General features: G+C 41.4%; 22 protein-coding genes. 21 read left to right on the forward strand and 1 reads right to left on the reverse strand.

Translation table 11 applies throughout. The features are described from left to right. Positions 1 to 371: 371 nt before the first annotated feature. Positions 372 to 2,489 (reverse strand): LTA synthase family protein, encoded by a 2,118-nt coding sequence (locus HT721_RS04005; RefSeq protein ID WP_173229062.1) that lies wholly within the window; start codon positions 2,487 to 2,489, stop codon positions 372 to 374. Between the two features lie 149 nt (positions 2,490 to 2,638). Here HT721_RS04005 and HT721_RS04010 point away from each other — a divergent pair, with 149 nt between their 5' ends. The 21 genes from HT721_RS04010 (at position 2,639) to HT721_RS04110 (ending at position 24,866) form a co-directional block, all read left to right on the forward strand. Beyond that, the gene (locus HT721_RS04010; protein WP_173229003.1) at positions 2,639 to 3,802 is read left to right on the forward strand and encodes a class I SAM-dependent rRNA methyltransferase; all 1,164 of its coding nucleotides are present in this window, start codon (positions 2,639 to 2,641) and stop codon (positions 3,800 to 3,802) included. Continuing rightward, complete coding sequence (gene aroD, locus HT721_RS04015) at positions 3,799 to 4,476, forward strand: type I 3-dehydroquinate dehydratase (protein WP_173229005.1); 678 nt, start codon at positions 3,799 to 3,801, stop codon at positions 4,474 to 4,476. Before HT721_RS04010 ends, aroD begins: the two co-directional genes overlap by 4 nt. Beyond that, entirely contained in the window at positions 4,466 to 5,320 is an 855-nt protein-coding gene (locus tag HT721_RS04020) for a shikimate dehydrogenase (protein ID WP_173229007.1), read from the forward strand. Before aroD ends, HT721_RS04020 begins: the two co-directional genes overlap by 11 nt. 18 nt (positions 5,321 to 5,338) lie before the next feature. Further along, positions 5,339 to 6,406, forward strand: coding sequence for a 3-dehydroquinate synthase (aroB, locus tag HT721_RS04025; protein WP_173229009.1), 1,068 nt, complete (start codon positions 5,339 to 5,341; stop codon positions 6,404 to 6,406). Positions 6,407 to 6,415: 9 nt separating this feature from the next. Beyond that, positions 6,416 to 7,582, forward strand: coding sequence for a chorismate synthase (aroC, locus tag HT721_RS04030; protein ID WP_173229011.1), 1,167 nt, complete (start codon positions 6,416 to 6,418; stop codon positions 7,580 to 7,582). A 9-nt stretch (positions 7,583 to 7,591) separates the two neighbouring features. Continuing rightward, positions 7,592 to 8,695, forward strand: coding sequence for a prephenate dehydrogenase (locus HT721_RS04035; protein ID WP_173229013.1), 1,104 nt, complete (start codon positions 7,592 to 7,594; stop codon positions 8,693 to 8,695). 10 nt (positions 8,696 to 8,705) lie between these two features. Next, on the forward strand, positions 8,706 to 9,044 hold the full coding sequence (locus HT721_RS04040; protein WP_173229015.1) for a YlbF/YmcA family competence regulator: 339 nt from the start codon (positions 8,706 to 8,708) through the stop codon (positions 9,042 to 9,044). A 91-nt stretch (positions 9,045 to 9,135) separates the two neighbouring features. Further along, positions 9,136 to 10,419 carry a 3-phosphoshikimate 1-carboxyvinyltransferase gene (aroA, locus tag HT721_RS04045; RefSeq protein ID WP_173229017.1) on the forward strand — a complete coding sequence of 428 codons (1,284 nt, stop codon included), beginning with the start codon at positions 9,136 to 9,138 and terminating at the stop codon, positions 10,417 to 10,419. Continuing rightward, a complete protein-coding gene (locus HT721_RS04050) occupies positions 10,412 to 10,888 on the forward strand; it encodes a shikimate kinase (RefSeq protein ID WP_173229019.1) in 477 nt (158 codons plus the stop codon). Before aroA ends, HT721_RS04050 begins: the two co-directional genes overlap by 8 nt. Then, positions 10,885 to 11,733, forward strand: coding sequence for a prephenate dehydratase (pheA, locus tag HT721_RS04055; RefSeq protein WP_173229021.1), 849 nt, complete (start codon positions 10,885 to 10,887; stop codon positions 11,731 to 11,733). The genes HT721_RS04050 and pheA overlap by 4 nt, the downstream gene beginning before the upstream one ends. Continuing rightward, complete coding sequence (psr, locus tag HT721_RS04060) at positions 11,730 to 13,004, forward strand: polyisoprenyl-teichoic acid--peptidoglycan teichoic acid transferase Psr (RefSeq protein WP_054386687.1); 1,275 nt, start codon at positions 11,730 to 11,732, stop codon at positions 13,002 to 13,004. Before pheA ends, psr begins: the two co-directional genes overlap by 4 nt. 125 nt (positions 13,005 to 13,129) lie before the next feature. Next, positions 13,130 to 13,975, forward strand: coding sequence for a phosphorylcholine transferase LicD (locus tag HT721_RS04065; protein ID WP_173229023.1), 846 nt, complete (start codon positions 13,130 to 13,132; stop codon positions 13,973 to 13,975). After that, entirely contained in the window at positions 13,965 to 15,068 is a 1,104-nt protein-coding gene (locus tag HT721_RS04070; RefSeq protein WP_173214124.1) for a glycosyltransferase, read from the forward strand. Before HT721_RS04065 ends, HT721_RS04070 begins: the two co-directional genes overlap by 11 nt. A 1-nt stretch (position 15,069) precedes the next feature. Then, the gene (locus HT721_RS04075) at positions 15,070 to 16,056 is read left to right on the forward strand and encodes a glycosyltransferase family 2 protein (protein ID WP_164226464.1); all 987 of its coding nucleotides are present in this window, start codon (positions 15,070 to 15,072) and stop codon (positions 16,054 to 16,056) included. Positions 16,057 to 16,071: 15 nt separating this feature from the next. Further along, positions 16,072 to 17,541, forward strand: coding sequence for an O-antigen polysaccharide polymerase Wzy family protein (locus HT721_RS04080; RefSeq protein ID WP_173214126.1), 1,470 nt, complete (start codon positions 16,072 to 16,074; stop codon positions 17,539 to 17,541). Beyond that, on the forward strand, positions 17,534 to 18,568 hold the full coding sequence (locus HT721_RS04085; protein ID WP_173214129.1) for a prephenate dehydratase: 1,035 nt from the start codon (positions 17,534 to 17,536) through the stop codon (positions 18,566 to 18,568). The genes HT721_RS04080 and HT721_RS04085 overlap by 8 nt, the downstream gene beginning before the upstream one ends. A 315-nt stretch (positions 18,569 to 18,883) precedes the next feature. Then, a complete protein-coding gene (mecA, locus tag HT721_RS04090) occupies positions 18,884 to 19,621 on the forward strand; it encodes an adaptor protein MecA (RefSeq protein ID WP_173229025.1) in 738 nt (245 codons plus the stop codon). A 150-nt stretch (positions 19,622 to 19,771) separates the two neighbouring features. After that, the gene (locus tag HT721_RS04095; RefSeq protein WP_173229027.1) at positions 19,772 to 21,058 is read left to right on the forward strand and encodes a homoserine dehydrogenase; all 1,287 of its coding nucleotides are present in this window, start codon (positions 19,772 to 19,774) and stop codon (positions 21,056 to 21,058) included. A gap of 1 nt (position 21,059) precedes the next feature. Then, on the forward strand, positions 21,060 to 21,929 hold the full coding sequence (thrB, locus tag HT721_RS04100) for a homoserine kinase (RefSeq protein ID WP_164227059.1): 870 nt from the start codon (positions 21,060 to 21,062) through the stop codon (positions 21,927 to 21,929). Between the two features lie 213 nt (positions 21,930 to 22,142). Further along, positions 22,143 to 23,081, forward strand: a complete 939-nt coding sequence (gene msrB, locus HT721_RS04105; RefSeq protein WP_173229029.1) for a peptide-methionine (R)-S-oxide reductase MsrB — start codon at positions 22,143 to 22,145, stop codon at positions 23,079 to 23,081. 60 nt (positions 23,082 to 23,141) lie between these two features. Next, positions 23,142 to 24,866, forward strand: coding sequence for an ABC transporter ATP-binding protein (locus HT721_RS04110; protein WP_173229032.1), 1,725 nt, complete (start codon positions 23,142 to 23,144; stop codon positions 24,864 to 24,866). Position 24,867: the final 1 nt, after the last annotated feature.

The following is a 24,867-nucleotide window of genomic DNA, read 5'->3' on the forward strand; positions in this document are numbered from 1 at the left end:
TCCTATAATGTGTGTGATCCAAGTGTTTTTGATAGAACATATATTTAAAGTTCGAAATAGAATGATGCAGATAGGTGAAATTTTAATTATTGTTGCTTCTATAATATTATTTATTGATAGTATATTGAGTTTGTAACAAAAGGCTTTTCTATAAAATCAAATTTTCCAGATACCTGCTGAAGCTGATTTATCTTCTCTCTATGCCTTCTCATCGTTCTTCTACTATTTACGTCACTAAACTTGACAGACATATATTGCAGGTACAACCTCTCTACCTACAATCTTACAGGTTAGTTTCTTAGTTTGTTATTTGATTTTCATTGAATTTTATTTTATAAAAAGAAATGCTCCTCCACGATGGAAGAGCATTTTTATTGTGATTTTGATTCGGTTTCTGCCGACTCTGGATGGAGTTCTTGGTAACTTGGTGCCTTGAAAAGGTCAGTACTGGTCTTACCTTGTCGTTGGCTAAAGAGACTGGTGGATTGACTACCTTTTTCCTGCTCAATCTTTTGAAGAATTGGTAAGGAATTGAGGTAAGAAATATTTTCTGTATCAACTTTTCCAAGATGATCTGCTTGGTAGAAACGGATCAAATCACCAGTTTGAATCTGGTCGCTGATTTTTAGCTGTTGGCTGGCTGCCTGCCGAACGCTTTCCAGTTCAGTCTGAGCTTGTTCATCAAGATTACTGATTTCAAGACCGCTCTCAGTATAGTAGGTTCGTCCGTCGTAGCTGGTATATTTTGGTGTGACGAAGGAATTGGCAGTTCGAAAGGCAACGATTTCTTGATGATCTGGTGATAGGAGGTCTTGTCCAACTTGAAGGAAGGAACTGGATTCGATACCAAGGAGGTGTTCGAGAGTCGGTAAGATATCGATTTGTCCACCGTAGGTATTGATGATTTGTCCTTTTTCATAGCCAGGCATGACCACCATAAAAGGCACTCGTTGCAACATGGCATTGTCGTAATTCGACCAGTTCTCAGAAGTCTTGCCAATCAAGGGTGCCAGCTCAGGATTGCGGGAGTTGGAAATACCATAATGGTCTCCGTAGATGACGATGATGGATTTTTCATAGAGGCCACTTTCTTTGAGATAGTCAAAGAAGGCCTTGATAGCACTATCCAGATAGTTAGCTGTTTGGAAATAGCCATTGATAGTTTCATCTTTGGTTTTGGCCAAGGGGAAACCAAGCTCATCGCCAGTCAGATTGCTAGCATAGGGATAGTGATTGGACACCGTGATATACTTAGCATAAAAAGGCTGCTGTAAATGCTCCAGATACTGGATAGAATCTTTCATCATGATTTTATCATTTAAACCATATTGGAAAGAATTGCTACTGTCTTGCTTGGTGAAGTAGGAAGCATCAAAGAAGTATTGGTAGCCCCATTGTTTATAGGTCGTATTTCGATTCCAGAAGGTCCCGATATTACCGTGAAAGACTGCACTTGATTGGTAGCCATTTTTCGATAGGATGAAAGGCGCTGCCTGCTGGGTATTGGTACCTCCATAGTTGACCATAAAGGAACCTTGGTCAAGTCCAAACAAACCAGTCTCCAGCATGGTTTCCGCATCTGAGGTCTTACCAGCCTTGACTTGGTTAAAGATATTCGAAAAGGCTAGGGTTGATTGCGAATGGTAGAGGGAATTAAGGAAGGGAGTGACTTCATGCTCAGTTCCATCTATGTTGAGTTTATAGTCAAGTAGGAACTGCTGGAAACTTTCCAAGTGGAGATAAATCACATTTTTTCCTTTGGCCAAGCCAAAATAGTCTGGATTGGGCTTAGCCGAATGTTCTTGAATATAATCTGTAATAGGTTGCAGGTCGGTCTCAGAGGCCTTGGCACGCTCCTTGTTGGCGCTATAGGATTGGTTGGCACTATAACCTAGAAAAGCTGGTAAACTGAGGGCGCGGACAACATAATAATTCGAAAATCCTCGTGATAGGAGATCGGGACGCTCAATTTCAGCCAAGAAAAGATTAGCTGAAAAGAGCAGGGCTGAGAGTGCAGTGATAGCAACACTGGAGCGGAATTTGAAAGGTCTCCTATCCAGATGGATGAATTTTTTATAGAAAAGGAAAGCTAGCAATGGGAAATCCATAAAATAGATAAAATCCCAAGGACGCAGTAACTCTAGTTCTGCAGTACCAACAGACACCTTGCTGACCACCTTCATGGTATTAGCCGTGATAAAGTCGCTAAATTCTCGATAGTAAAAGACATTGGAATAAAGCCAAATGAACAATAGGCTATAAATAGCTATACTCAGGCCATAAAAGATCTTGGTTGAGCGAGCATAGAGGGCTAGAGCCAGCAGGAGTAGTCCTAGAGGAAGGGGGTTGAAAAAGGCGATAAAGGCAAGGTAATTTCCCTGCAACTTGCCTACTTGAATATCTAAATTAAAGTCAACGGCATAGGCTAATAAGGTTTTGAGCCAATAGAGGATTAAAAGGGTTAGGACAAAACCCAGTCTGGTACCCATGGCTTTTTGGATTTTGTTAAAATTGCTTTTCACACATTTACTTCCTAATTTTTTATTAGTATTAGTATACCATTTTTTAAAAGAAGAGTAAAAAAGCAAGGGTAGTTTCTTTTTTGAGAATTGTCTAAAAGTTTGATATAATGGTAGTTATGAATAGAATAAGAGTCAGCAAAAGGGTTGAAAAGAAGCTCGCTAAGGGGCTAGTTTTACTAGAAGCCAGTGATCTTGAGAATGTCAATCTTAAGGATCAGGAAGTAGAGGTGCAGGGTCAAGAAGGAACCTTTCTTGGGACTGCCTACCTTTCTCAGCAAAACAAGGGTTTGGGTTGGTTTATCAGTAAAGACAAGATCACCTTCAATCAAGATTTTTTTGAAATGCTGTTTAGACAAGCTAAAGAAAAGAGAAGCGCCTACTATCAAGATGATTTGACAACTGCCTTTCGTCTCTTCAACCAAGAGGGAGATGGCTTTGGCGGTCTGACAGTGGACCTTTATGGCGACTATGCTGTCTTTTCTTGGTATAACTCTTATGTTTATCAGATTCGCAAGGTTATCTCAGAAGCCTTTAGACAGGTTTTTCCTGAGGTTTTAGGGACCTATGAGAAGATCCGCTTTAAGGGTTTGGACTATGAATCAGCCCATGTTTATGGTCAAGAAGCACCTGACTTTTTCACTGTTTTAGAAAATGGTGTCTTGTATCAGGTCTTTATGAATGATGGTTTGATGACAGGAATTTTCCTAGACCAGCATGAAGTTCGCGGTAGCTTAGTTGACGGTTTGGCTATGGGCAAATCCTTGCTCAATATGTTTTCCTACACAGCAGCCTTTTCAGTAGCTGCGGCCATGGGAGGAGCTAGCCAGACAACCTCTGTTGACCTAGCCAAACGTTCACGAGAATTGTCTCAAGCGCATTTTCAGGCAAATGGAATCAGTACAGACGACCACCGTTTTGTGGTCATGGATGTCTTTGAATATTTCAAGTATGCCAAGCGAAAAGGCTTGACCTATGATGTGATTGTCCTAGATCCGCCTAGCTTTGCTCGGAATAAAAAACAAACTTTCTCTGTGGCCAAGGATTATCACAAGTTGATTTTCCAGAGTCTTGAGATTTTAAATCCGGAAGGGATTATCATTGCCAGTACCAATGCTGCCAATGTTTCCCGTCAGAAATTTACAGAACAAATTGATAAAGGCTTTGCAGGAAGAAGTTACCAGATTTTAAACAAATACGGTCTTCCAGCAGATTTTGCCTATAATAAAAAAGATGAAAGTAGTAATTACCTCAAGGTGATTAGTATGAAGGTTAGTAAATGAAATTGATCGTTTCAGTAATGCCAAGAAGTTTAGAGGAGGCCCAGGCTCTGGATGCCACAAGGTACCTGGATGCCGACATCATTGAATGGCGTGCCGACTATCTGCCTAAGGAAGCGATTTTGCAGGTAGCTCCAGCCATTTTTGAAAAATTCGCAGGTCGTGAGTTGGTTTTTACCCTGAGAACTCGCTCTGAAGGGGGACAAATCGACCTTTCTCCAGAAGAATATATCCATCTAATCAAGGAAGTGGCGCAACTCTATCAACCAGACTATATTGATTTTGAGTACTACAGCTACAAGGATGTTTTTGAGGAAATGCTGGACTTCCCAAATCTCGTTTTGAGTTACCACAATTTCCAAGGAACACCTGAAAATATGATGGAAATCTTGTCAGAGTTGACGAGCCTAAATCCAAAACTGGTTAAGGTTGCGGTGATGGCTCACACGGAGCAGGATGTCTTAGACTTGATGAACTATACACGAGGCTTTAAAACCCTCAATCCTGAGCAGGAATATGTGACCATTTCTATGGGCAAGGTGGGTAAGGTCTCTCGTATCACTGCGGATGTGACAGGTTCGAGCTGGTCCTTTGCTAGTCTAGATGAGGCAAGTGCCCCAGGTCAGATTTCCTTAGCTAACATGAAAAAAATTCGGGAGATTTTGGATGAAGCTTGATGGCTATACACGTTTAGCTGCCGTTGTTGCCAATCCTATTAAGCATTCTATTTCCCCCTTTATTCACAACAGCGCCTTTGAGGCGACAGCTACCAACGGTGCTTATGTGGCTTGGGAGATTGAAGCGAGTGACTTAGCAGAAACGGTGGCTAATATTCGTCGCTACCAGATGTTTGGTATCAACCTATCCATGCCCTATAAGGAGCAAGTGATTCCTTATTTGGATGAATTGAGCGATGAAGCATGCTTGATTGGTGCGGTTAATACGGTTGTCAATGAGAATGGCAATTTAATTGGATATAATACAGATGGCAAGGGATTTTTTAAGAGCTTGCCTTCTTTTACAATTACAGGTAAAAAGATGACCCTGCTGGGTGCAGGTGGTGCGGCCAAGTCCATTTTGGCACAAGCTATTTTGGACGGAGTCAGTCAGATTTCAGTCTTTGTTCGTTCGGTTTCGATGGAAAAAACAAGACCTTACCTAGACAAATTACAGGAGCAGACAGGCTTTAAAGTGGACTTGTATGCTTTAGAAGATGTTTCTGAACTGCAAGAAAGGATTGCCGAGTCTGATTTACTGGTCAATGCGACAAGTGTGGGCATGGATGGTCAATCCTCTCCAGTTCCTGAAAGCCTAGGCTTACCAGAAACTCTCTTGGTGGCAGATATCATTTACCAACCCTTTGAAACACCATTTTTAAAATGGGCCAGAAGTCAGGGGAATTCAGCCGTCAATGGTCTGGGAATGTTGCTCTATCAAGCTGCAGAAGCTTTTCAACTGTGGACAGGCAAGGAAATGCCGACAGAAGAGATTTGGCAGTCCTTAACAGAAAAATACCAATAAAGAAAGGGAGATTCTCCTATGAAAATCAGAATCGATATTCCTCATCATCCTTATGATATTCAGATTGAAAAAGGTTGTCTGGCTCAGGCTGGTCAATGGTTGCGAGAACTCTGGCAACCTCAAAAAGTGGTCATTGTGACAGATAACCATGTAGCTTCTCTTTATGCAGAGAAGGTCAAGCTCAGCCTAGAAGATGCTGGTTTTCAGGTAGCAGTTTTTGACTTTTTAGAAGGGGAAGAAAGAAAGAATTTAACCACTGTCCAGAAAGTCTATGAATTCCTAGTTAAGCAGGGGTTGACTCGTAGCGATGGAATCGTGGCTCTCGGTGGTGGTGTCGTTGGGGACCTGGCTGGTTTTGTAGCCTCTACCTATATGCGGGGTATTCATTTTGTTCAGATACCGACTAGCTTGACAGCCCAGGTTGATTCTTCTATCGGCGGAAAGACAGGCGTTAACACTCCATTTGCTAAGAATATGGTGGGGACTTTTGCCCAACCAGACGGGGTTCTGATTGATCCGCTTGTCCTTGAAACACTCGGAAAGAGAGAGTTGATTGAAGGAATGGGTGAGGTCATCAAGTATGGCTTGATTGAGGATTCAGAACTGTGGGCTCTCTTGACGGAGCTGGATGGTTCTGTGGAGAGTGTTCTGGAACATGCGGAGACTTTGATTGAACATTCTTGTCAGGTCAAGCGCAAGATGGTAGTTGAGGATGAGTTGGACAATGGTGTTCGCCTTTACCTCAATTTTGGCCATACTATTGGCCATGCCATTGAAGCAACTGCCGGTTATGGAAAAGTCATGCATGGAGAAGCTGTAGCCATGGGTATGGTACAGATTTCCAAGGTTGCTGAGGAAAAAGGCCTCATGCCAGCTGGCATAACTCAGTCCATTACAGCTATGTGTCAGAAATTTGGACTACCTGTTGACTATGAAAACTGGGATGTTGATAAGCTTTATCAAGCTTTGACTCATGACAAAAAAGCGCGTGGCAACACCTTGAAATTGGTCTTGGTACCAGAGCTCGGTTCAGCGACTATTCACCCAGTTTCTCTGGAAGAGATGAAAGACTACTTGGTAAAATAAGGAGAGTGTATGAGATATTTAACAGCAGGAGAATCACACGGCCCCCGTCTGACAGCTATCATTGAGGGAATTCCAGCTGGACTTCCTTTGACAGCTGAAGATATCAATGAGGACCTTAAGCGCCGTCAGGGTGGCTACGGTCGTGGTGGTCGTATGAAGATTGAGAGTGACCAGGTTGTCTTTACTTCGGGTGTTCGCCACGGGAAGACGACTGGGGCTCCCATTACCATGGATGTCGTCAATAAAGACCACCAGAAATGGCTGGATATTATGTCTGCGGAGGACATTGAAGACCGCCTTAAAAGCAAACGAAAAATCACCCATCCTCGTCCAGGTCATGCCGACTTGGTAGGGGGCATCAAGTACCGTTTTGACGATTTGCGAAATTCTTTAGAACGTTCATCAGCTCGTGAAACCACCATGCGGGTGGCAGTTGGGGCAGTAGCCAAACGCCTCTTGGCTGAGCTGGATATGGAGATTGCCAACCATGTCGTTGTCTTTGGTGGCAAGGAAATCGATGTTCCTGAGAATCTCACAGTTGCTGAGATTAAGGAAAGAGCTGCCCAGTCAGAAGTTTCTATTGTCAACCAAGAAAGGGAACAGGAAATCAAGGACTATATTGACCAAATCAAGCGTGACGGTGATACCATCGGTGGAGTTGTGGAGACAGTCGTTGGAGGTGTTCCAGTTGGTCTTGGTTCCTATGTCCAATGGGACAGAAAATTGGATGCCAGACTTGCCCAAGCCGTTGTTTCTATCAATGCTTTTAAAGGGGTGGAATTTGGTCTCGGCTTTGAAGCTGGTTATCGTAAAGGTAGCCAAGTCATGGATGAAATTCTCTGGTATAAAGAAGACGGCTATACTCGCCGTACCAATAATCTTGGCGGCTTTGAAGGTGGTATGACTAATGGGCAACCCATTGTTGTTCGAGGCGTTATGAAGCCCATTCCTACTCTCTACAAACCACTCATGAGTGTGGATATCGAAACCCATGAACCCTACAAGGCAACAGTCGAAAGAAGTGATCCGACCGCCCTTCCAGCAGCAGGAGTGGTCATGGAAGCTGTTGTGGCAACGGTTCTGGCACAAGAAATCCTTGAAAAATTCTCATCAGACAATCTAGAGGAATTAAAAGAAGCGGTAGCCAAACACCGAGACTATACAAAGAACTATTAAGGAGTTCCTATGGCAAAAACAATCTATATCGCAGGTCTTGGTTTGATTGGTGCCTCGATGGCACTTGGTATCAAACGCGATCATCCAGATTATGAAATTTTAGGCTATAATCGCAGTCAAGCTTCGAGAGATATAGCCTTGAAAGAAGGCATGATTGACCGAGCAACGGATGATTTTGCCAGTTTTGCTCCTTTGGCAGATATCATTATCCTCAGCTTGCCAATAAAGCAAACCATTTCCTTTATTAAGGAGTTGGCCAACTTGGATTTGAAAGAAGGCGTCATTATTTCAGATGCTGGTTCGACCAAGTCAGCCATTGTGGATGCGGCCGAGCAGTATTTAGCTGGCAAGCCTGTTCGCTTTGTCGGGGCTCATCCCATGGCCGGTAGTCACAAGACAGGGGCTGCTTCTGCGGATGTCAATCTTTTTGAAAATGCCTATTATATCTTTACACCTTCGAGTCTGACAGGTCAGGATACGCTTGAGAAAATGAAGGATCTGCTTTCAGGTCTTCATGCTCGTTTTATCGAGATTGATGCCCAGGAGCATGATCGCGTGACTTCTCAGATTAGCCATTTCCCTCATATTTTAGCTTCTAGTCTCATGGAGCAGACAGCGGTCTATGCTCAAGAACATGAGATGGCAAGGCGCTTTGCGGCTGGTGGTTTTCGAGATATGACTCGGATTGCGGAAAGCGAGCCAGGTATGTGGACCTCCATTCTCTTGTCCAATCGCGAGACTATCCTAGAGCGGATTGAGGATTTCAAGGAACGTTTAGAAGCGATTGGTCAGGCAATCAGCAAGGGAGATGAAGAGCAAATCTGGAACTTTTTCAACCAAGCGCGTGAGCAACGTCAGGCCATGGAAATCCATAAGCGTGGTGGAGTAGATAGCTCTTATGACCTCTATGTCGATGTTCCCGATGAAGAAGATGTCATTTTACGAATCTTGGAACTGCTACGTGGAACTTCCTTGGTTAATATTCACATCAATGAGGAAAACCGTGAAGATATTCACGGGATCCTACAAATTTCATTTAAAAACGCTCAAGACTTGGAACGAGCCGAGTACCTCATAACAGAAAATACCGACTACACAGTCGTTATCAAATAAGGAGAAAATCATGTCAAATATTTACGATAGTGCAAACGAACTCAGTCGCGGTCTATGCGAACTGCCAGAATATAAGGCTATTAAGGCAGCTAAAGATGCGATTGCAGCAGATGCTGAGACAAGCAAAATTTTTACAGAATATGTTGCCTTTCAAGAGGAAATTCAAAAACTAGCACAGACAGGTCAAGTGCCAGACGCATCCTTCCAAGCGAAAATGGAAGGCTTTGGTAAACAGATTCAAGGAAATAGCCTCTTGTCAGAATTCTTTACCAAGCAACAACAATTGACAATTTACCTTTCTGACATTGAAAAAATTGTTTTCGAGCCAGTTTCAGAATTGCTAAAATAAGAAAATAACTATCCTAAAGTCAGGAATTTTTAAGGAATTTCTGGCTTTTTATGATAAAATAGGTAAAAGTATTGCAAGTATGAGGTCCAGTATGAAACTAAAAACAAACATTAGCCACTTACATGGCAGTATCCGCGTCCCAGGTGACAAGTCTATCAGCCACCGTTCCATTATCTTTGGAAGTTTGGCTGAGGGAGAGACCAAGGTTTATGATATTTTGCGGGGTGAAGACGTCCTTTCAACCATGCAGGTTTTTCGTGACCTTGGTGTTGAAATTGAGGATAAAGATGGGGTTATTACCATTCAAGGTGTAGGCATGGATGGTTTAAAAGCTCCGCGAAATGCTCTTGATATGGGAAATTCTGGTACCTCTATTCGCCTGATTTCAGGTGTTCTTGCTGGTGCAGACTTTGAAATAGAAATGTTTGGAGATGATAGTCTTTCCAAACGTCCTATGGACCGTGTGACGATTCCATTGAAAAAAATGGGCGTCAGCATTTCAGGGCAAACTGAGCGAGACCTTCCTCCCCTTCATTTAAAAGGGACGAAAAACCTAAGACCTATTCACTATGAGTTGCCAATTGCCTCTGCCCAAGTCAAGTCAGCCTTGATGTTTGCAGCCTTGCAAGCTAAGGGTCAGTCAGTTATTATCGAAAAAGAGTGCACCCGTAATCATACTGAAGATATGTTGCAACAATTTGGTGGCCATTTAAGTGTGGACGGTAAGAAAATCACAGTCCAAGGACCACAAAAATTGACAGGACAAAAGGTGGTCGTGCCAGGAGATATTTCCAGTGCAGCCTTTTGGCTGGTCGCAGGTTTGATTGTTCCAAATTCTCGTGTGGTGCTTAAGAATGTGGGTATCAATGAAACGCGCACCGGTATTATTGATGTCATTCGCGCCATGGGTGGAAAATTGGAAATAACTGAAATCAATCCAGTCGCTAAATCTGCTACCTTGACTGTTGAGTCTTCTGACTTGAAAGGAACAGAGATTGGTGGTGCCTTGATTCCACGCTTGATTGATGAATTGCCCATTATTGCTCTTCTGGCTACCCAAGCACAAGGTGTAACAGTTATTAAGGATGCTGAGGAACTCAAGGTCAAGGAAACAGATCGCATTCAGGTGGTGGCAGACGCTTTAAATAGCATGGGAGCAGATATTACTCCGACGGCAGATGGAATGATTATCAAAGGAAAATCAGCCCTTCACGGTGCTAGAGTCAATACTTTTGGAGACCATCGTATCGGCATGATGACTGCTATCGCGGCCCTCTTGGTTGCTGATGGAGAGGTGGAGCTTGACCGTGCAGAAGCCATCAATACCAGCTATCCTAGTTTCTTTGATGATTTGGAGAGCTTGATTCATGGCTAAGGTGTTATTAGGCTTTATGGGGGCTGGCAAATCCACAATCGCCAGAGTTTTAGATCCAAATTATCTCGATATGGATGCTCTGATAGAGAAGCGTTTAGGTATGTCCATTGCGGAATTTTTCGCGGAAAAGGGAGAAGAAGCCTTTCGACAGATAGAGTCAGAAGTCCTAGCTGAGTTATTACAAAGAGATCAAGTTGTGTCAACTGGCGGAGGAGTTGTCATTTCTCAGCGAAATCGTGACTTACTCAAGACTAATTCTGATAACATCTATCTGAAAGCCGATTTTGAAACCCTCTACCAACGTATCGCAGCTGATCAGGACAATCAGCGTCCGCTTTTTCTAAATAATAGCAAGGAAGAATTAGCAGCTATTTTCCAAGAAAGACAGGCTTGGTATGAGGAAGTGGCCAGTCGGGTTTTGGATGTAATCAAGCTAAGCCCAGAGGAAATTATAGAGGAACTGAGATGAAAATTGCTTATCTAGGTCCCAAGGGATCATTTTCACACCACGTTGTGCAGACAGCTTTTCCTCAGGAGGAATTGCAGGCCTTTGCCAACATTACAGATGTCATCAAGGCCTATGAGCAAGGCTTGGTGGACTATTCTGTGGTGCCAGTTGAAAATTCTATCGAGGGTAGTGTTCATGAAACCTTGGACTATCTTTTTCATCAGGCTCGCATCCAAGCAGTGGCAGAAATCGTTCAGCCCATTCATCAGCAGTTGATGGTGGTTCCAGGCCATACTAAGATTGAAAAGATTTTTTCTCATCCACAGGCCTTAGCTCAAGGAAAGAAATTCATCGATGAACAATATCCAGAGGCTCAAATCGAGGTAACAGCTAGTACAGCTTATGCGGCCCGTTTTATTTCCGAACATCCAGACCAGCCCTTTGCAGCCATTGCACCTAGAAGTTCTGCTGAAGAATATGGCTTGGAACTGATTGCCGAGGATATTCAGGAAATGGAAGCCAATTTCACAAGATTCTGGGTTTTGGGAGCTAAAAAGCCTTCTATTCTCTTGCAAGCACAAACTGAAAAAATGAGTTTGGCCTTGACCTTACCGGACAACCTTCCAGGTGCACTTTATAAGGCCCTGTCGACCTTTGCTTGGAGAGGAATTGACCTGACAAAAATTGAAAGTCGTCCACTCAAGACAGCGCTAGGCGAATACTTTTTCATTATCGATGTGGACTATACTGATAAGGACTTGGTTCACTTTGCCCAAAAAGAACTAGAAGCGATTGGAATCCAGTATAAAGTTCTGGGTACCTATCCGATTTATCCAATATCAGACCATGGAAAGGAGAGAAGATGAGTAAAGAAAATCCTCTCAGTCATCATGAAAAATTACGTTATGATTATTTGCTAAAAAATATTCACTATCTCAATGAGAGAGAAAAAAATGAGTTTGCCTATTTGCAAGAAAAGCTAACTCTTGCTAGGGTAAATAGTAGTTCCAGCTTGGAACAAGAAAGAGAAGAGCAGGTTGACTTACCAAGCTATGCGAACCGGAGTCGTTCACAATCCAAATCACAAGCACTCTCTTCCCCTCCCAAAAAGAAAAGACGGAAGCTCCGTCTTAAACGCATTTTTATGGTGATTTTTTCACTTTTGGTCTGTGTGGCTTTGGCCATGGTATTCATGTTTTTACGTGGTTACCAAGATGCTAGTGCAAAGAAAACTGCTGATGCTAAGGCAGCACAGGTTCAAGTCTTTAATGGTCAGGACACTAGAGACGGGGTTAATATTTTGATCATGGGGACGGACGGTCGAATTGGTCAAAATAGTGCTGAGACGCGGACTGACTCTATTATGGTCTTAAATGTCGGAGGTTCGGACAAGAAAATCAAGCTAGTCAGTTTCATGCGTGATAATTTGGTCTATATAGATGGTTATAGTCAAGTGATTAATGGTAGAAAACAGACGGATAACAAGTTAAACGTAGCCTATGAGTTAGGAGAACAAGAGGGACAAAAAGGGGCAGAAATGGTTCGCCAAGTCTTGAAAGATAATTTTGACTTGGACATTAAGTACTATGCCTTGGTCGATTTTCAGGCCTTTGCAACAGCGATTGACACGCTTTTCCCTGATGGGGTGACGATTGATGCTCAATTTTCAACATTGAATGGGCGTCCACTAACAGAAGCTACAGTCGGAGATGATTTACACGCTACTGAGACTGAGTCTCCAACCCAAACCATCAAAGTCGGGAAGCAGCAGATGAATGGCTCGACCCTGCTCAATTATGCTCGTTTCCGTGATGACGATGAGGCGGATTACGGCCGTACCAAAAGACAGCAGCAAGTTTTAACAGCAATTTTAGAGCAAATTAAAGATCCCACTAAACTTTTCACTGGTTCTGAAGCTCTTGGAAAGGTTTTTGCTATGACCTCAACCAACGCACCCTATACTTTCCTCCTAACAAACGGTTTATCTGTTTTGGATGGAGCAAAAAATGGTATTGAAAAATTGACGATTCCAGAACTGGGTGACTGGGTAGATGCCTATGATGTTTATGGAGGCTTGGGCTTGCTGGTCGATCAAAACAAATATCAGAATAAATTAGCTCAGATGGGTTTGAGATAAAATAAGATAGGAAAATCAAAGCTTGAAAGCTATTTATCTAGCAGTCAGGCTTTGATTTTTTACAGTCTTCAATAGATTTTCACCCCCTATTTGTGGTATAATGAAACGATACGATAGAAAGAATAATGAACAATATGACTGATTTAAAAGCAATTCAGGCTCGTAGTCTGGAGATGGCTGGATATTTTGTTGCCTTTTGTAAAGAACATGATTTGCTTTGTTACCTCTGTGGGGGAGGTGCTATTGGTGCCCTTCGAAACAAGGGTTTCATTCCTTGGGACGACGACCTAGACTTTTTCATGCCCCGTAAGGATTATGAGAAATTGGCAGAATTATGGCCTCGTTATGCAGATGAACGTTATTTCTTGTCAAAGAGTAACAAGAATTTTGTAGACCGTAATCTTTTTATTACCATTCGTGACAAGGAAACCACTTGTATCAAGCCTTATCAGCAGGATTTAGAATTGCCACATGGTTTGGCCTTGGACGTTTTGCCTTTGGATTATTATCCGAAAAATCCAGCTGAGCGGAAGAAACAGGTTCGCTGGGCCTTGATTTATTCTCTTTTTTGTGCGCAAACTGTCCCAGAAAAGCATGGTACACTTATGAAATGGGGAAGCCGTATTTTACTGGGTGTGACTCCAAAATCTCTCCGTTATCGCATTTGGAAAAAAGCTGAGAAAGAAATGACCAAGTATGATTTGTCTGAGAGTGATGGCGTTACAGAATTATGCTCAGGTCCTGGCTATATGAGAAACAAGTACCCAATCGCATCTTTTGAAGACAATCTTTTCTTGCCATTTGGAGGAACAGAGATGCCTATTCCAATCGGCTATGATGCCTATCTCAGCACTGCTTTTGGGGATTATATGACGCCTCCGCCAGCAGACAAGCAGATGCCGCATCATGATGCTGTCATCGCTGATATGGATAAGTCTTATACAGAATACAAGGGAGAATATGGTGGCTAAGAAAAAAATCTTATTTTTTATGTGGTCTTTTTCTCTCGGAGGCGGTGCAGAAAAGATTCTGTCTACCATTGTTTCAAATCTGGATCCAGAAAAGTATGATATTGATATTCTTGAAATGGAGCACTTTGACAAGGGATACGAATCTGTTCCCAAGCATGTAGGCATTTTAAAATCTCTTCAAGATTATCGCCAAGCTAGATGGTTACGAGCTTTTTTGTGGAGAATGAGAATTTATTTTCCAAGACTGACTCGTCGTTTGCTTGTAGAAGATGATTATGATGTTGAAGTTTCCTTTACCATTATGAATCCACCACTGTTGTTCTCTAAAAGAAAAGAAGTCAAGAAAATCTCTTGGATTCATGGAAGTATCGAAGAATTTCTTAAGGATAGCTCCAAAAGAGAATCACATAGACGCCAGTTGGATGCTGCGAATACCATTGTAGGAATTTCAAAAAAGACCAGCAATTCTATCAAGGAAGTCTATCCAGATTATGCTTCTAAATTACAGACAGTCTACAATGGATATGATTTTAAGACTATTTTAGAAAAATCTCAAGAGAAGATCGATATCGAGATTGCTCCTCAAAGTATCTGTACCATCGGACGGATTGAGGAAAATAAGGGTTCTGACCGTGTGGTGGAAGTGATACGGTTATTGCACCAAGAGGGGAAAAACTATCATCTCTATTTTATCGGGGCTGGTGATATGGAAGAGGAACTGAAAAAACGAGTTAAAGAGTATGAGCTTGAAGACTATGTGCATTTCCTTGGTTATCAAAAAAATCCATACCAGTATTTGTCTCAGATGAAGATCCTCTTGTCTATGTCTAAACAAGAAGGTTTTCCTGGGGTGTATGTGGAGGCCTTGAGCCTTGGAATCCCTTTTGTCTCTACGGATGTTGGAGGTGCTGAGGAACTATCCCAAGAAGGAAGATTTGGACAAATCATTGAGAGCAATCAAGAGGCAGCTCAGGCAATTACGAACTATATGACTTCTGCCTCAAACTTTGATGTCGATGAGGCTAGTCAATTCATTCAACAATTTACAATTGCCAAACAAATCGAACAAGTAGAAAAACTATTAGAGGAGTAGCATGGAAACTGCATTAATTAGTGTCATTGTGCCAGTCTATAATGTGGCGCAGTACCTAGAAAAATCGATAGCTTCCATTCAGAAGCAGACCTATCAAAATCTGGAAATCATTCTTGTTGATGATGGTGCAACAGATGAAAGTGGTCGCTTGTGTGATTCAATCGCTGAACAAGATGATAGGGTGTCAGTGCTTCATAAAAAGAATGAAGGATTGTCACAAGCACGAAATGATGGAATGAAGCAGGCTCATGGGGATTATCTGATTTTTATTGATTCAGATGATTATATCCATCCAGAAATGATTCAGAGCTTATATGAGCAAATAATGCAAGAAGATGCCGATGTTTCGAGCTGTGGTGTCATGAATGTCTATGCTAATGATGAAAGCCCACAGTCAGCCAATCAGGATGACTATTTTGTCTGTGATTCCCAAACATTTCTGAGGGAATACCTCATAGGTGAAAAAATACCTGGGACTATTTGCAATAAGCTAATCAAGAGACAGATTGCAACTGCCCTATCCTTTCCAAAGGGATTGATTTACGAAGATGCCTATTACCATTTTGATTTAATCAAGTTGGCCAAGAAGTATGTGGTTAATACTAAACCCTATTATTACTATTTCCATAGAGGGGATAGTATTACAACCAAACCCTATGCAGAGAAGGATTTAGCCTATATTGATATCTACCAAAAGTTTTATAATGAAGTTGTGAAAAACTATCCTGACTTGAAAGAGGTCGCTTTTTTCAGATTGGCCTATGCCCACTTCTTTATTCTGGATAAGATGTTGCTAGATGATCAGTATAAACAGTTTGAAGCCTATTCCCAGATTCATCGTTTTTTAAAAGGCAGTGCCTTTGATATTTCTAGGAATTCAATTTTCCGTAAGGGGAGAAGAATTAGTGCTTTAGCCCTATTCATAAATATTTCCTTATACCGATTCTTATTACTGAAAAATATTGAAAAATCTAAAAAATTACATTAGAACGGGGGTGAACAAGTGATTGATGGAAAACGATTATTATTTAGTTTGACCATAGTCAGCTATGCCTTGACGCTAGTAAGTGGAATTGTGTATCTGTTTAATAATAACAATGTTAGCTTGCTTTCTACTTTATTGTTCTTACTGGTTAGTAGCTTAATTGCTTGTTGGAATGATATCAAGTATTACTTAATCCATTTTATTTTCTTTTTAACTATTTTTATCTTTCTAGTATCAAGACCGACCATTGATTATTTTAGGGATGGTGCTTTAGATACCTATCATCCAATAGCCTATCGTTTTGCCTTTATAGTCGTCATGGTTTCGATTCTGGGCTTGACAACAGGAGGCGTCCTGGCTCGTTATTTTATAGCTAGGAAGAAAATAAAAGTACCCAAGATAGGAAATTCTCTAAAAGAGGTCTATATCAAGCGGTTGCGCTTTGTATCGCTAGGAGTTTTTCTTCTAACCTATCCTTTCTATTTCATTCGGTTATTTGAACGACTCCTGTATCGCTTGCAGACTTCCTACTATGCCTACTATGCAAATTTTGAAAGTAAACTGCCTTATTTTACCTACATTTTGTCTACCTTTACAGTCTATGCAATGTGTATGTATCTGGCAACCAAGCCAAAGAAATTGCAGGCAACAGCAGTGCTTGTCTCCTTTATTGCAGCTAATATCATTCATTTGGCAATCGGGACACGAAATCCCTTTATTTTAAGTATTCTATTTGCTTTTGTTTATTACTTTATGCGGGAGCAAACAGAAAAGGGAAAATGGATTGGGTTTAAAGAAAAGTTAGCGATTTTTGTAGGTTCTCCTATTCTCATGTTAGCGATGGGAGTGCTCAATTATGTACGGGATAATGTTCAAGTTTCCCATACAGGTTTCTGGGATATCCTGCTTGACTTTATCTATAAACAAGGGACTAGTTTTGGAGTTCTGGCTCGAGGTTTTCTATTTAACAGTAGCCTACCTTACAGAGATTTCCGTAATTTTACTTTTGGTCCTGTCCTTGATTATTTTGCAAGGGGAAGTTTGGGGGCCATTTTCGGAGGAAAAGCCTTTGAACATACAACCAATAGTGTGGAGCTAGCTATTGATAGTAATAGTTATGCCCACAATTTGTCCTATCTTGTTTTGAACAAGGAATATTTAAAAGGACATGGTATCGGAAGTAGCTATATTATGGAGTTGTATACCGACTATGGTATGATAGGAGTCTTTCTACTTAGTCTCTTGCTCGGTATGCTATTCATAGCCATGCTGCAAGTAGCCTATCGTTCAAGAACAATCCTATTTGCTTTGTCCCTACTCATCTTGAATAATCTATTCTTTATGCCAAGAAGTAGCTTTTCAGAAAGTTTCTTCAATCTATTTACAATGCAATTCTGGGGAATTGTTCTTGTGATTATATTTGTAGCAAAAATGCTTACAAAAGAAAACCAGTATCTACTAAACAAAGGAGAAAAAAATCATGTTTGAACATTATTCAGTAGCTGATTTATTTGCAAATCTTTACAAAAAACGAAAAGCAAATATTTTAGCTCTTATCGCTTTATTTGCTCTCATTGCTGTACCATTTACAATTAAAGCAGTTAGGAATAAAAACACTGTCAAAGACACAACAAGTTATTCAACTTATCTTAGCTATAAAATCACTCCTCCAGAAGATTCAGCTAAAACGATTTTGAATCATCAAATTGGTGGTTATAGTGATTTTTATGGGAAATTGATTGATGGTAATTTGAATGGAGCTTATCTTTTCAATGATGTAGAGCCCAGTGAGTTGAAAAAAATTGCCAGTGAATTAGATACGACAGAAACAACCTTGAAAAATTCTACGAATGATTATTGGTGGAAAAAACTGACTGTCTACTATATGATTGACGATGCAGGGGTTGGTGTGAAAATTTTGACACCAAGTAAAGATACTAATGACTTGTTGGAGCGAAAAATTGATGGATTGATTGAGAAATTTAAACACACTTTTGCAAATGTAAAAATTGAAAAATTGGAAACCATCAACTCTAAAGAATTGAATGCAAATGGTGAGACAGCGCTTGGATTAAATGTGAAAAATCTGATTCTCCGTTTAGCTGTTATTGGAGTAGTCTGTGTGATTTTGGTTGTGATGGGAAATGTATTGGTTTATCTCTTTAACCCAACAATCAATAGAGCAGGTGATTTTTCTCAGTATCAAATTGATTTTGTAACAGAGATTACAACAATTGCTAACCTAGCAGATGTCTTGTCATACAAAAATGCTGGACAGGAATTGACCATCGTTAGCTCAAATAAAGCTATCCTAGATAAATTGAAACAGAGTCAAGAGGCTTTAAAAGGAATGCATTTTGTCGATTTACAAGATGTGCCATCGCTTTTAGAAAGAGATACAGTCCTTCTTGTTGAAGAATACGGAGTAACTCGTTATAAGAAATTTGAGCAAAGTCTTCAAATTCTTCGAAACTTAAATCGTTCTATCCTCGGTGTAGCAACCTTTAAATTATAAGTATTCTGATGTATCATGTCTTCAAAGTTGGCTAAGAGCCGATTTTGAAGGCTTTTTCTATTTGTCTGCAGAAATTTTCTTTTATACTCAATGAAAATCAAAAAGCAAACTAGGAAGCTAGTCGTAGGTTGCTCAAAGCACCGCTTTGAGGTTGTAGATAAAGCTGACGTGGTTTTAATTTGATTTTCGAAGAGTATTAGAGCCTTCTACAGAAGTTATCCTATGGAAAATCTATCCCGACAGAGAAGCCTTCTTTTGATAAAATCGTAAAAATCTAGTATAATAGATAGAACTGAAAGTATGAGGTTACTAGCAATGAAAATGAAACAAATTAGTGATACAACTTTGAAAATCACGATGTCTTTAGAGGATTTGATGGATCGTGGCATGGAGATTGCTGACTTTCTCGTTCCTCAGGAAAAAACAGAAGAGTTCTTTTATGCTATCTTAGATGAGTTAGAGATGCCTGAGAGTTTTTTGGATACAGGTATGTTGAGCTTCCGTGTGACTCCAAAACCTGATAAGGTAGATGTCTTTGTAACCAAATCAAAGATTGACCAAAATCTAGATTTTGAAGACTTATCGGATTTACCAGATATGGAAGAATTGGCTCAAATGTCGCCAGATGAATTTATCAAAACCTTGGAAAAGAGCATTGCAGAAAAGACTAAAGATGATATTGAAGCGATTCAATCTCTAGAGCAAGTTGAAGACAAGGAAGAAGAGCAGGAGCAGGCTGAACAAGAAGCTGAGAGCAAGAAAGAGCCTTATATCTACTACATCCTTTCTTTTGCTAAGTTGGCTGACTTGGTGGCTTTTGCCCAGACAGTGACTTTTGAGATGGAAACTTCTGAACTCTACAAGATGAATGAGCGCTATTATTTGACCATTTTAGTGGATATTGAAAATCATCCAAGTCCATATCCAGCTTGGCTGTTGGCTCGTATGCGTGAGTTTGCGGACGATAGTGATATCAGTCGCTCGGTCTTGCAAGAGTATGGTCAAGTCTTGATGAATCACGATGCAGTGCTCAATCTGCAAAAAATCGGATAATCCTTTCTGGAAAACTATTTCTAGATTTTAAGAAGAGCGAATCGTCTGATTCGTTTTTTCTTTTTATACTGAAATAGTGATTTACTATAATAGGAATTTTCACAAAATTCTGTTATAATGGCTATATTAGAAAATTTCGAGGAGACAAACATGACAGTTAAAATTGCTTTACTAGGATTTGGTACCGTTGCAAGTGGTGTGCCTTTCCTCCTAAAGGAAAATGGAGAAAAAATCAATCAATCAGCACATTCAGAGATTGAAGTTGCTAAGGTATTGGTCAAGGATGAAGATGAAAAGAATCGCTTGCTTGCAGCAGGGAATGACTTTAACTTTGTAACCAATGTGGATGATATTTTGTCAGACCAAGCCATTACGATTGTAGTGGAATTGATGGGGCGTATCGAACCTGCTAAAACCTTTATCACTCGTGCCTTGGAAGCTGGGAAACACGTTGTTACTGCTAACAAGGACCTTTTGGCTGTCCATGGTGCAGAATTGTTAGAAATCGCTCAAGCTAATAAGGTAGCACTTTACTACGAAGCAGCAGTAGCTGGTGGGATTCCAATTCTTCGTACCTTAGCAAATTCCTTGGCTTCTGATAAAATTACGCGTGTGCTTGGTGTAGTCAACGGAACTTCCAACTTCATGATGACCAAGATGGTGGAAGAAGGCTGGTCTTACGACGATGCTCTTGCGGAAGCGCAACGTCTAGGATTTGCAGAAAGCGACCCGACAAATGACGTAGATGGGATTGATGCAGCCTACAAGATGGTTATCTTGAGCCAATTTGCCTTTGGCATGAAGGTTGCCTTTGACGATGTAGCCCACAAGGGAATCCGCAACATCACACCAGAAGACGTAGCTGTAGCTCAAGAACTTGGATATGTAGTGAAATTGGTTGGTTCAATCGAAGAAACTCCTTCAGGTATTGCTGCAGAAGTAACTCCAACCTTCCTACCTAAAACGCACCCACTTGCTAGTGTGAATGGGGTAATGAACGCTGTCTTTGTAGAATCTATCGGTATTGGTGAGTCTATGTACTATGGACCAGGTGCTGGTCAAAAACCAACTGCAACAAGTGTTGTGGCGGATATTGTCCGTATCGTTCGTCGCTTAAATGACGGTACCATCGGTAAAGACTTCAACGAATACAGCCGTGCCTTGGTTTTGGCAAACCCAGAAGATGTCAAAGCTAATTACTATTTCTCAATCTTGGCTCCAGACTCAAAAGGTCAGGTCTTGAAGTTGGCTGAAATCTTTAATGCCCAAGATATTTCCTTCAAGCAAATCCTTCAAGATGGCAAAGAAGGTGACAAGGCGCGTGTTGTGATCATTACACATAAGATCAATAAAGCCCAGCTTGAAAATGTCTCAGCTGAATTGAAGAAGGTTTCAGAATTCGACCTCTTGAATACCTTCAAGGTGCTAGGAGAATAAGATGAAGATTATTGTACCTGCAACCAGTGCCAATATCGGGCCAGGTTTTGACTCGGTCGGTGTAGCTGTAACCAAGTATCTTCAAATTGAGGTCTGCGAAGAACGAGATGAGTGGCTGATTGAACACCAGATTGGCAAATGGATTCCACATGATGAGCGTAATCTCTTGCTCAAAATTGCTTTGCAAATTGTACCAGACTTGCAACCAAGACGTTTGAAAATGACCAGTAATGTTCCCTTGGCGCGTGGTTTGGGTTCTTCCAGCTCGGTTATTGTAGCTGGGATTGAACTAGCCAACCAACTGGGTCAGCTCAACTTGTCTAATCATGAAAAATTGCAGTTGGCGACTAAGATTGAAGGACACCCTGATAATGTGGCTCCAGCTATTTATGGTAATCTCGTTATTGCAAGCTCTGTTGATGGACAAGTTTCAGCTATTGTAGCAGACTTCCCAGAATGTGATTTTCTAGCCTACATTCCAAACTATGAATTGCGTACTCGAGACAGCCGTGGTGTCTTGCCTAAGAAATTGTCCTATAAGGAAGCTGTTGCAGCTAGTTCTATCGCCAATGTGGCGGTTGCGGCCTTGTTGGCAGGAGACATGGTGACCGCTGGGCAAGCAATCGAGGGAGACCTCTTCCACGAGCGCTATCGTCAGGACTTGGTGAGAGAATTTGCGACGATTAAGCAAGTAGCCAAAGAGAATGGTGCCTATGCAACCTACCTCTCAGGTGCTGGGCCTACAGTTATGGTCTTGGCTTCTCATGACAAGATGCCAACGATTAAGGCAGAATTGGAAAAGCAACCCTTCAAAGGAAAACTGCATGACTTGAAGGTTGATACCCAAGGTGTCCGTGTAGAAGCAAAATAAAGAATAGAAGATAGGATGGGGAAACTCGCGACCAGAGGGCTTCCTATCCTTTTTTTGAAAAGAAGTTTATACTCAATGAAAATCAAAGAGCAAACTAGGAAGCTAGCCGCAGGTTGCTCAAAGTACTGTTTTGAGGTTGCAGATGTAAGTTGACGTGGTTTGAAGAGATTTTCGAAGAGTATTAGTTAAAAACGTGATAAAGGAGAAATAAAGATGGCAGAAATTTATCTAGCAGGTGGTTGTTTTTGGGGCCTAGAGGAATATTTTTCACGCATTTCTGGAGTGCTAGCAACCAGTGTTGGCTATGCTAATGGTCAAGTCGAAACGACCAATTACCAGTTGATCAAGGAAACAGACCATGCAGAAACGGTCCAAGTGATTTACGATGAGAAGACAGTGTCACTCAGAGAGATTTTACTTTATTATTTCCGAGTTATCGATCCTCTATCTATCAATCAACAAGGGAATGACCGTGGTCGTCAATATAGAACTGGGATCTATTATCAGGATGAAGCAGATTTGCCAGCTATCTACACAGTGGTGCAGGAGCAGGAGCGCATGCTTGGTCGAAAGATTGCAGTAGAGGTGGAGAAACTTCGCCATTATATTTTAGCTGAAGATTACCACCAAGACTATCTTAAGAAGAATCCTTCAGGTTACTGTCATATCGATGTGACCGATGCTGAGAAGCCATTGATTGATGCAGCAAATTATGAAAAGCCTAGTCAAGAGGTGTTAAATAAAAGCTTAACCGAAGAGTCCTATCGTGTCACCCAAGAAGCTGCTACAGAGGATCCATTTACCAATGCCTATGACCAAACCTTTGAAGAGGGAATTTATGTAGACATCACGACGGGTGAGCCACTCTTTTTTGCCAAGGATAAGTTTGCCTCAGGTTGTGGTTGGCCAAGTTTTAGCCGTCCGATTTCCAAAGAGTTGATTCACTATTACAAGGATCTCAGCCATGGAATGGAGCGAATCGAAGTTCGTTCTCGGTCAGGAAATGCCCACTTGGGTCATGTTTTCACAGATGGACCGCGGGAGTTAGGCGGCCTCCGTTACTGTATCAATTCTGCTTCTTTACGCTTTGTAGCCAAGGATGAGATGGAAAAAGCAGGGTATGGCTATCTATTGCCTTACTTAAACAAATAAAGCAGAGAGGGTGGGCACTTCCCACTTTCTTTATTTCCAGAATACGAATAGAAGGGATTTATGAAACACCTATTATCTTACTTTAAACCCTACATCAAGGAATCCATTTTATCCCCCTTGTTCAAGCTACTAGAAGCTGTGTTTGAGCTCTTGGTTCCCATGGTGATTGCTGGGATTGTTGACCAATCCTTGCCCCAGAGAAATCAAGGGCATTTATGGATGCAGATTGGTCTGCTCCTTATCTTTGCAGTGATTGGCGTTTTAGTGGCCTTGATAGCCCAGTTTTACTCAGCTAAGGCTGCGGTTGGTTTTGCCAAAGAACTGACAAACGACCTTTATCTTCATATTCTTTCCTTACCCAAGAATAGCAGAGACCGTCTGACAACTTCGAGCTTGGTGACTCGCTTGACTTCGGACACCTATCAGATTCAGACTGGTATCAATCAATTCCTGCGTCTCTTTTTGCGAGCGCCCATTATCGTTTTTGGTGCCATTTTTATGGCTTATCGAATCTCAGCTGAGCTGACTTTCTGGTTCTTGGTCATGGTTGTCATTTTGACCATTGTCATTGTAGGCCTTTCTCGGTTGGTCAATCCTCTCTACAGTAGTCTCAGAAAGAAAACGGACCAACTGGTTCAGGAAACGCGCCAGCAATTACAAGGGATGCGGGTTATTCGTGCTTTTGGACAAGAAAAACGAGAGTTACAGATTTTTCAAACTCTTAACCAAGTCTATGCTAGATTACAAGAAAAAACAGGTTTCTGGTCCAGTTTATTAACACCTCTGACCTATCTGATTGTCAATGGAACCCTCCTTATTATTATCTGGCAGGGCTATATTTCTATTCAAGGAGGCTTGCTCAGTCAAGGTGCTCTCATTGCCCTCATCAACTATCTCTTACAGATCTTGGTGGAATTGGTCAAACTAGCTATGCTGATAAACTCCCTCAACCAATCCTATATCTCAGCCAAGCGAATTGAGGAAGTCTTTGCCGAAGCTCCAGAAGACATCCATTCAGAATTAGAGAAAAAGCAAGTTACCAGCAATCAGGTTTTACAAGTTCAAGAACTGATTTTTACATATCCTGATGCGGCCCAGCCTTCTCTGAGAGGCATTTCCTTTGATATGAAGCAAGGGCAAATCCTTGGTATCATTGGGGGAACGGGTTCTGGTAAATCAAGTTTGGTGCAAGTCATTCTTGGACTTTATCCAGCAGACAAGGGGAGCATTTACCCTTATCAAAATGGATCTAGTCCCCTTAATTTGGAGCAGTGGAGATCTTGGATTGCCTATGTACCTCAAAAAGTCGAACTCTTTAAAGGAACTATTCGTTCCAACCTGACTCTAGGTTTCAATCAAGAAGTGACTGATCAAGAACTCTGGCAGGCCTTGGAGATTGCGCAAGCTAAGGATTTTGTCAGTGAAAAGGAAGGACTTTTGGATGCCCTAGTTGAGGCAGGGGGGCGAAATTTCTCAGGTGGACAAAAACAAAGGCTGGCTATTGCACGAGCAGTCTTGCGCCAAGCTCCATTTCTCATCCTAGATGATGCGACCTCGGCCCTAGACACCATCACCGAGTCCAAGCTCTTGAAAGCTATTCGAGAAAATATGCCAAATACGAGCCTAATCTTGATTTCTCAACGAACCTCGACTTTACAGATGGCTGACCAGATTCTCCTCTTGGAAAAAGGTGAGCTTCTAGCTATCGGCAAGCACGAGGACTTGATGAAATCTAGTCAAGTCTATCGTGAAATCAATGCCTCCCAGCATGGAAAGGAGAACTAGC

Origin of the sequence: Streptococcus sp. 4094 (genome assembly GCF_013277125.1) — a bacterium.
Lineage (GTDB): Bacteria > Bacillota > Bacilli > Lactobacillales > Streptococcaceae > Streptococcus.

Coding starts and splice junctions, on each gene's coding strand:
- HT721_RS04005 (WP_173229062.1), bottom strand. CDS start 2,489: ATGGGTACCAGACTGGGTTTTGTCCTAACCCTTTTAATCCTCTATTGG.
- HT721_RS04010 (WP_173229003.1), top strand. CDS start 2,639: ATGAATAGAATAAGAGTCAGCAAAAGGGTTGAAAAGAAGCTCGCTAAG.
- aroD (WP_173229005.1), top strand. CDS start 3,799: ATGAAATTGATCGTTTCAGTAATGCCAAGAAGTTTAGAGGAGGCCCAG.
- HT721_RS04020 (WP_173229007.1), top strand. CDS start 4,466: ATGAAGCTTGATGGCTATACACGTTTAGCTGCCGTTGTTGCCAATCCT.
- aroB (WP_173229009.1), top strand. CDS start 5,339: ATGAAAATCAGAATCGATATTCCTCATCATCCTTATGATATTCAGATT.
- aroC (WP_173229011.1), top strand. CDS start 6,416: ATGAGATATTTAACAGCAGGAGAATCACACGGCCCCCGTCTGACAGCT.
- HT721_RS04035 (WP_173229013.1), top strand. CDS start 7,592: ATGGCAAAAACAATCTATATCGCAGGTCTTGGTTTGATTGGTGCCTCG.
- HT721_RS04040 (WP_173229015.1), top strand. CDS start 8,706: ATGTCAAATATTTACGATAGTGCAAACGAACTCAGTCGCGGTCTATGC.
- aroA (WP_173229017.1), top strand. CDS start 9,136: ATGAAACTAAAAACAAACATTAGCCACTTACATGGCAGTATCCGCGTC.
- HT721_RS04050 (WP_173229019.1), top strand. CDS start 10,412: ATGGCTAAGGTGTTATTAGGCTTTATGGGGGCTGGCAAATCCACAATC.
- pheA (WP_173229021.1), top strand. CDS start 10,885: ATGAAAATTGCTTATCTAGGTCCCAAGGGATCATTTTCACACCACGTT.
- psr (WP_054386687.1), top strand. CDS start 11,730: ATGAGTAAAGAAAATCCTCTCAGTCATCATGAAAAATTACGTTATGAT.
- HT721_RS04065 (WP_173229023.1), top strand. CDS start 13,130: ATGAACAATATGACTGATTTAAAAGCAATTCAGGCTCGTAGTCTGGAG.
- HT721_RS04070 (WP_173214124.1), top strand. CDS start 13,965: ATGGTGGCTAAGAAAAAAATCTTATTTTTTATGTGGTCTTTTTCTCTC.
- HT721_RS04075 (WP_164226464.1), top strand. CDS start 15,070: ATGGAAACTGCATTAATTAGTGTCATTGTGCCAGTCTATAATGTGGCG.
- HT721_RS04085 (WP_173214129.1), top strand. CDS start 17,534: ATGTTTGAACATTATTCAGTAGCTGATTTATTTGCAAATCTTTACAAA.
- mecA (WP_173229025.1), top strand. CDS start 18,884: ATGAAAATGAAACAAATTAGTGATACAACTTTGAAAATCACGATGTCT.
- HT721_RS04095 (WP_173229027.1), top strand. CDS start 19,772: ATGACAGTTAAAATTGCTTTACTAGGATTTGGTACCGTTGCAAGTGGT.
- thrB (WP_164227059.1), top strand. CDS start 21,060: ATGAAGATTATTGTACCTGCAACCAGTGCCAATATCGGGCCAGGTTTT.
- msrB (WP_173229029.1), top strand. CDS start 22,143: ATGGCAGAAATTTATCTAGCAGGTGGTTGTTTTTGGGGCCTAGAGGAA.
- HT721_RS04110 (WP_173229032.1), top strand. CDS start 23,142: ATGAAACACCTATTATCTTACTTTAAACCCTACATCAAGGAATCCATT.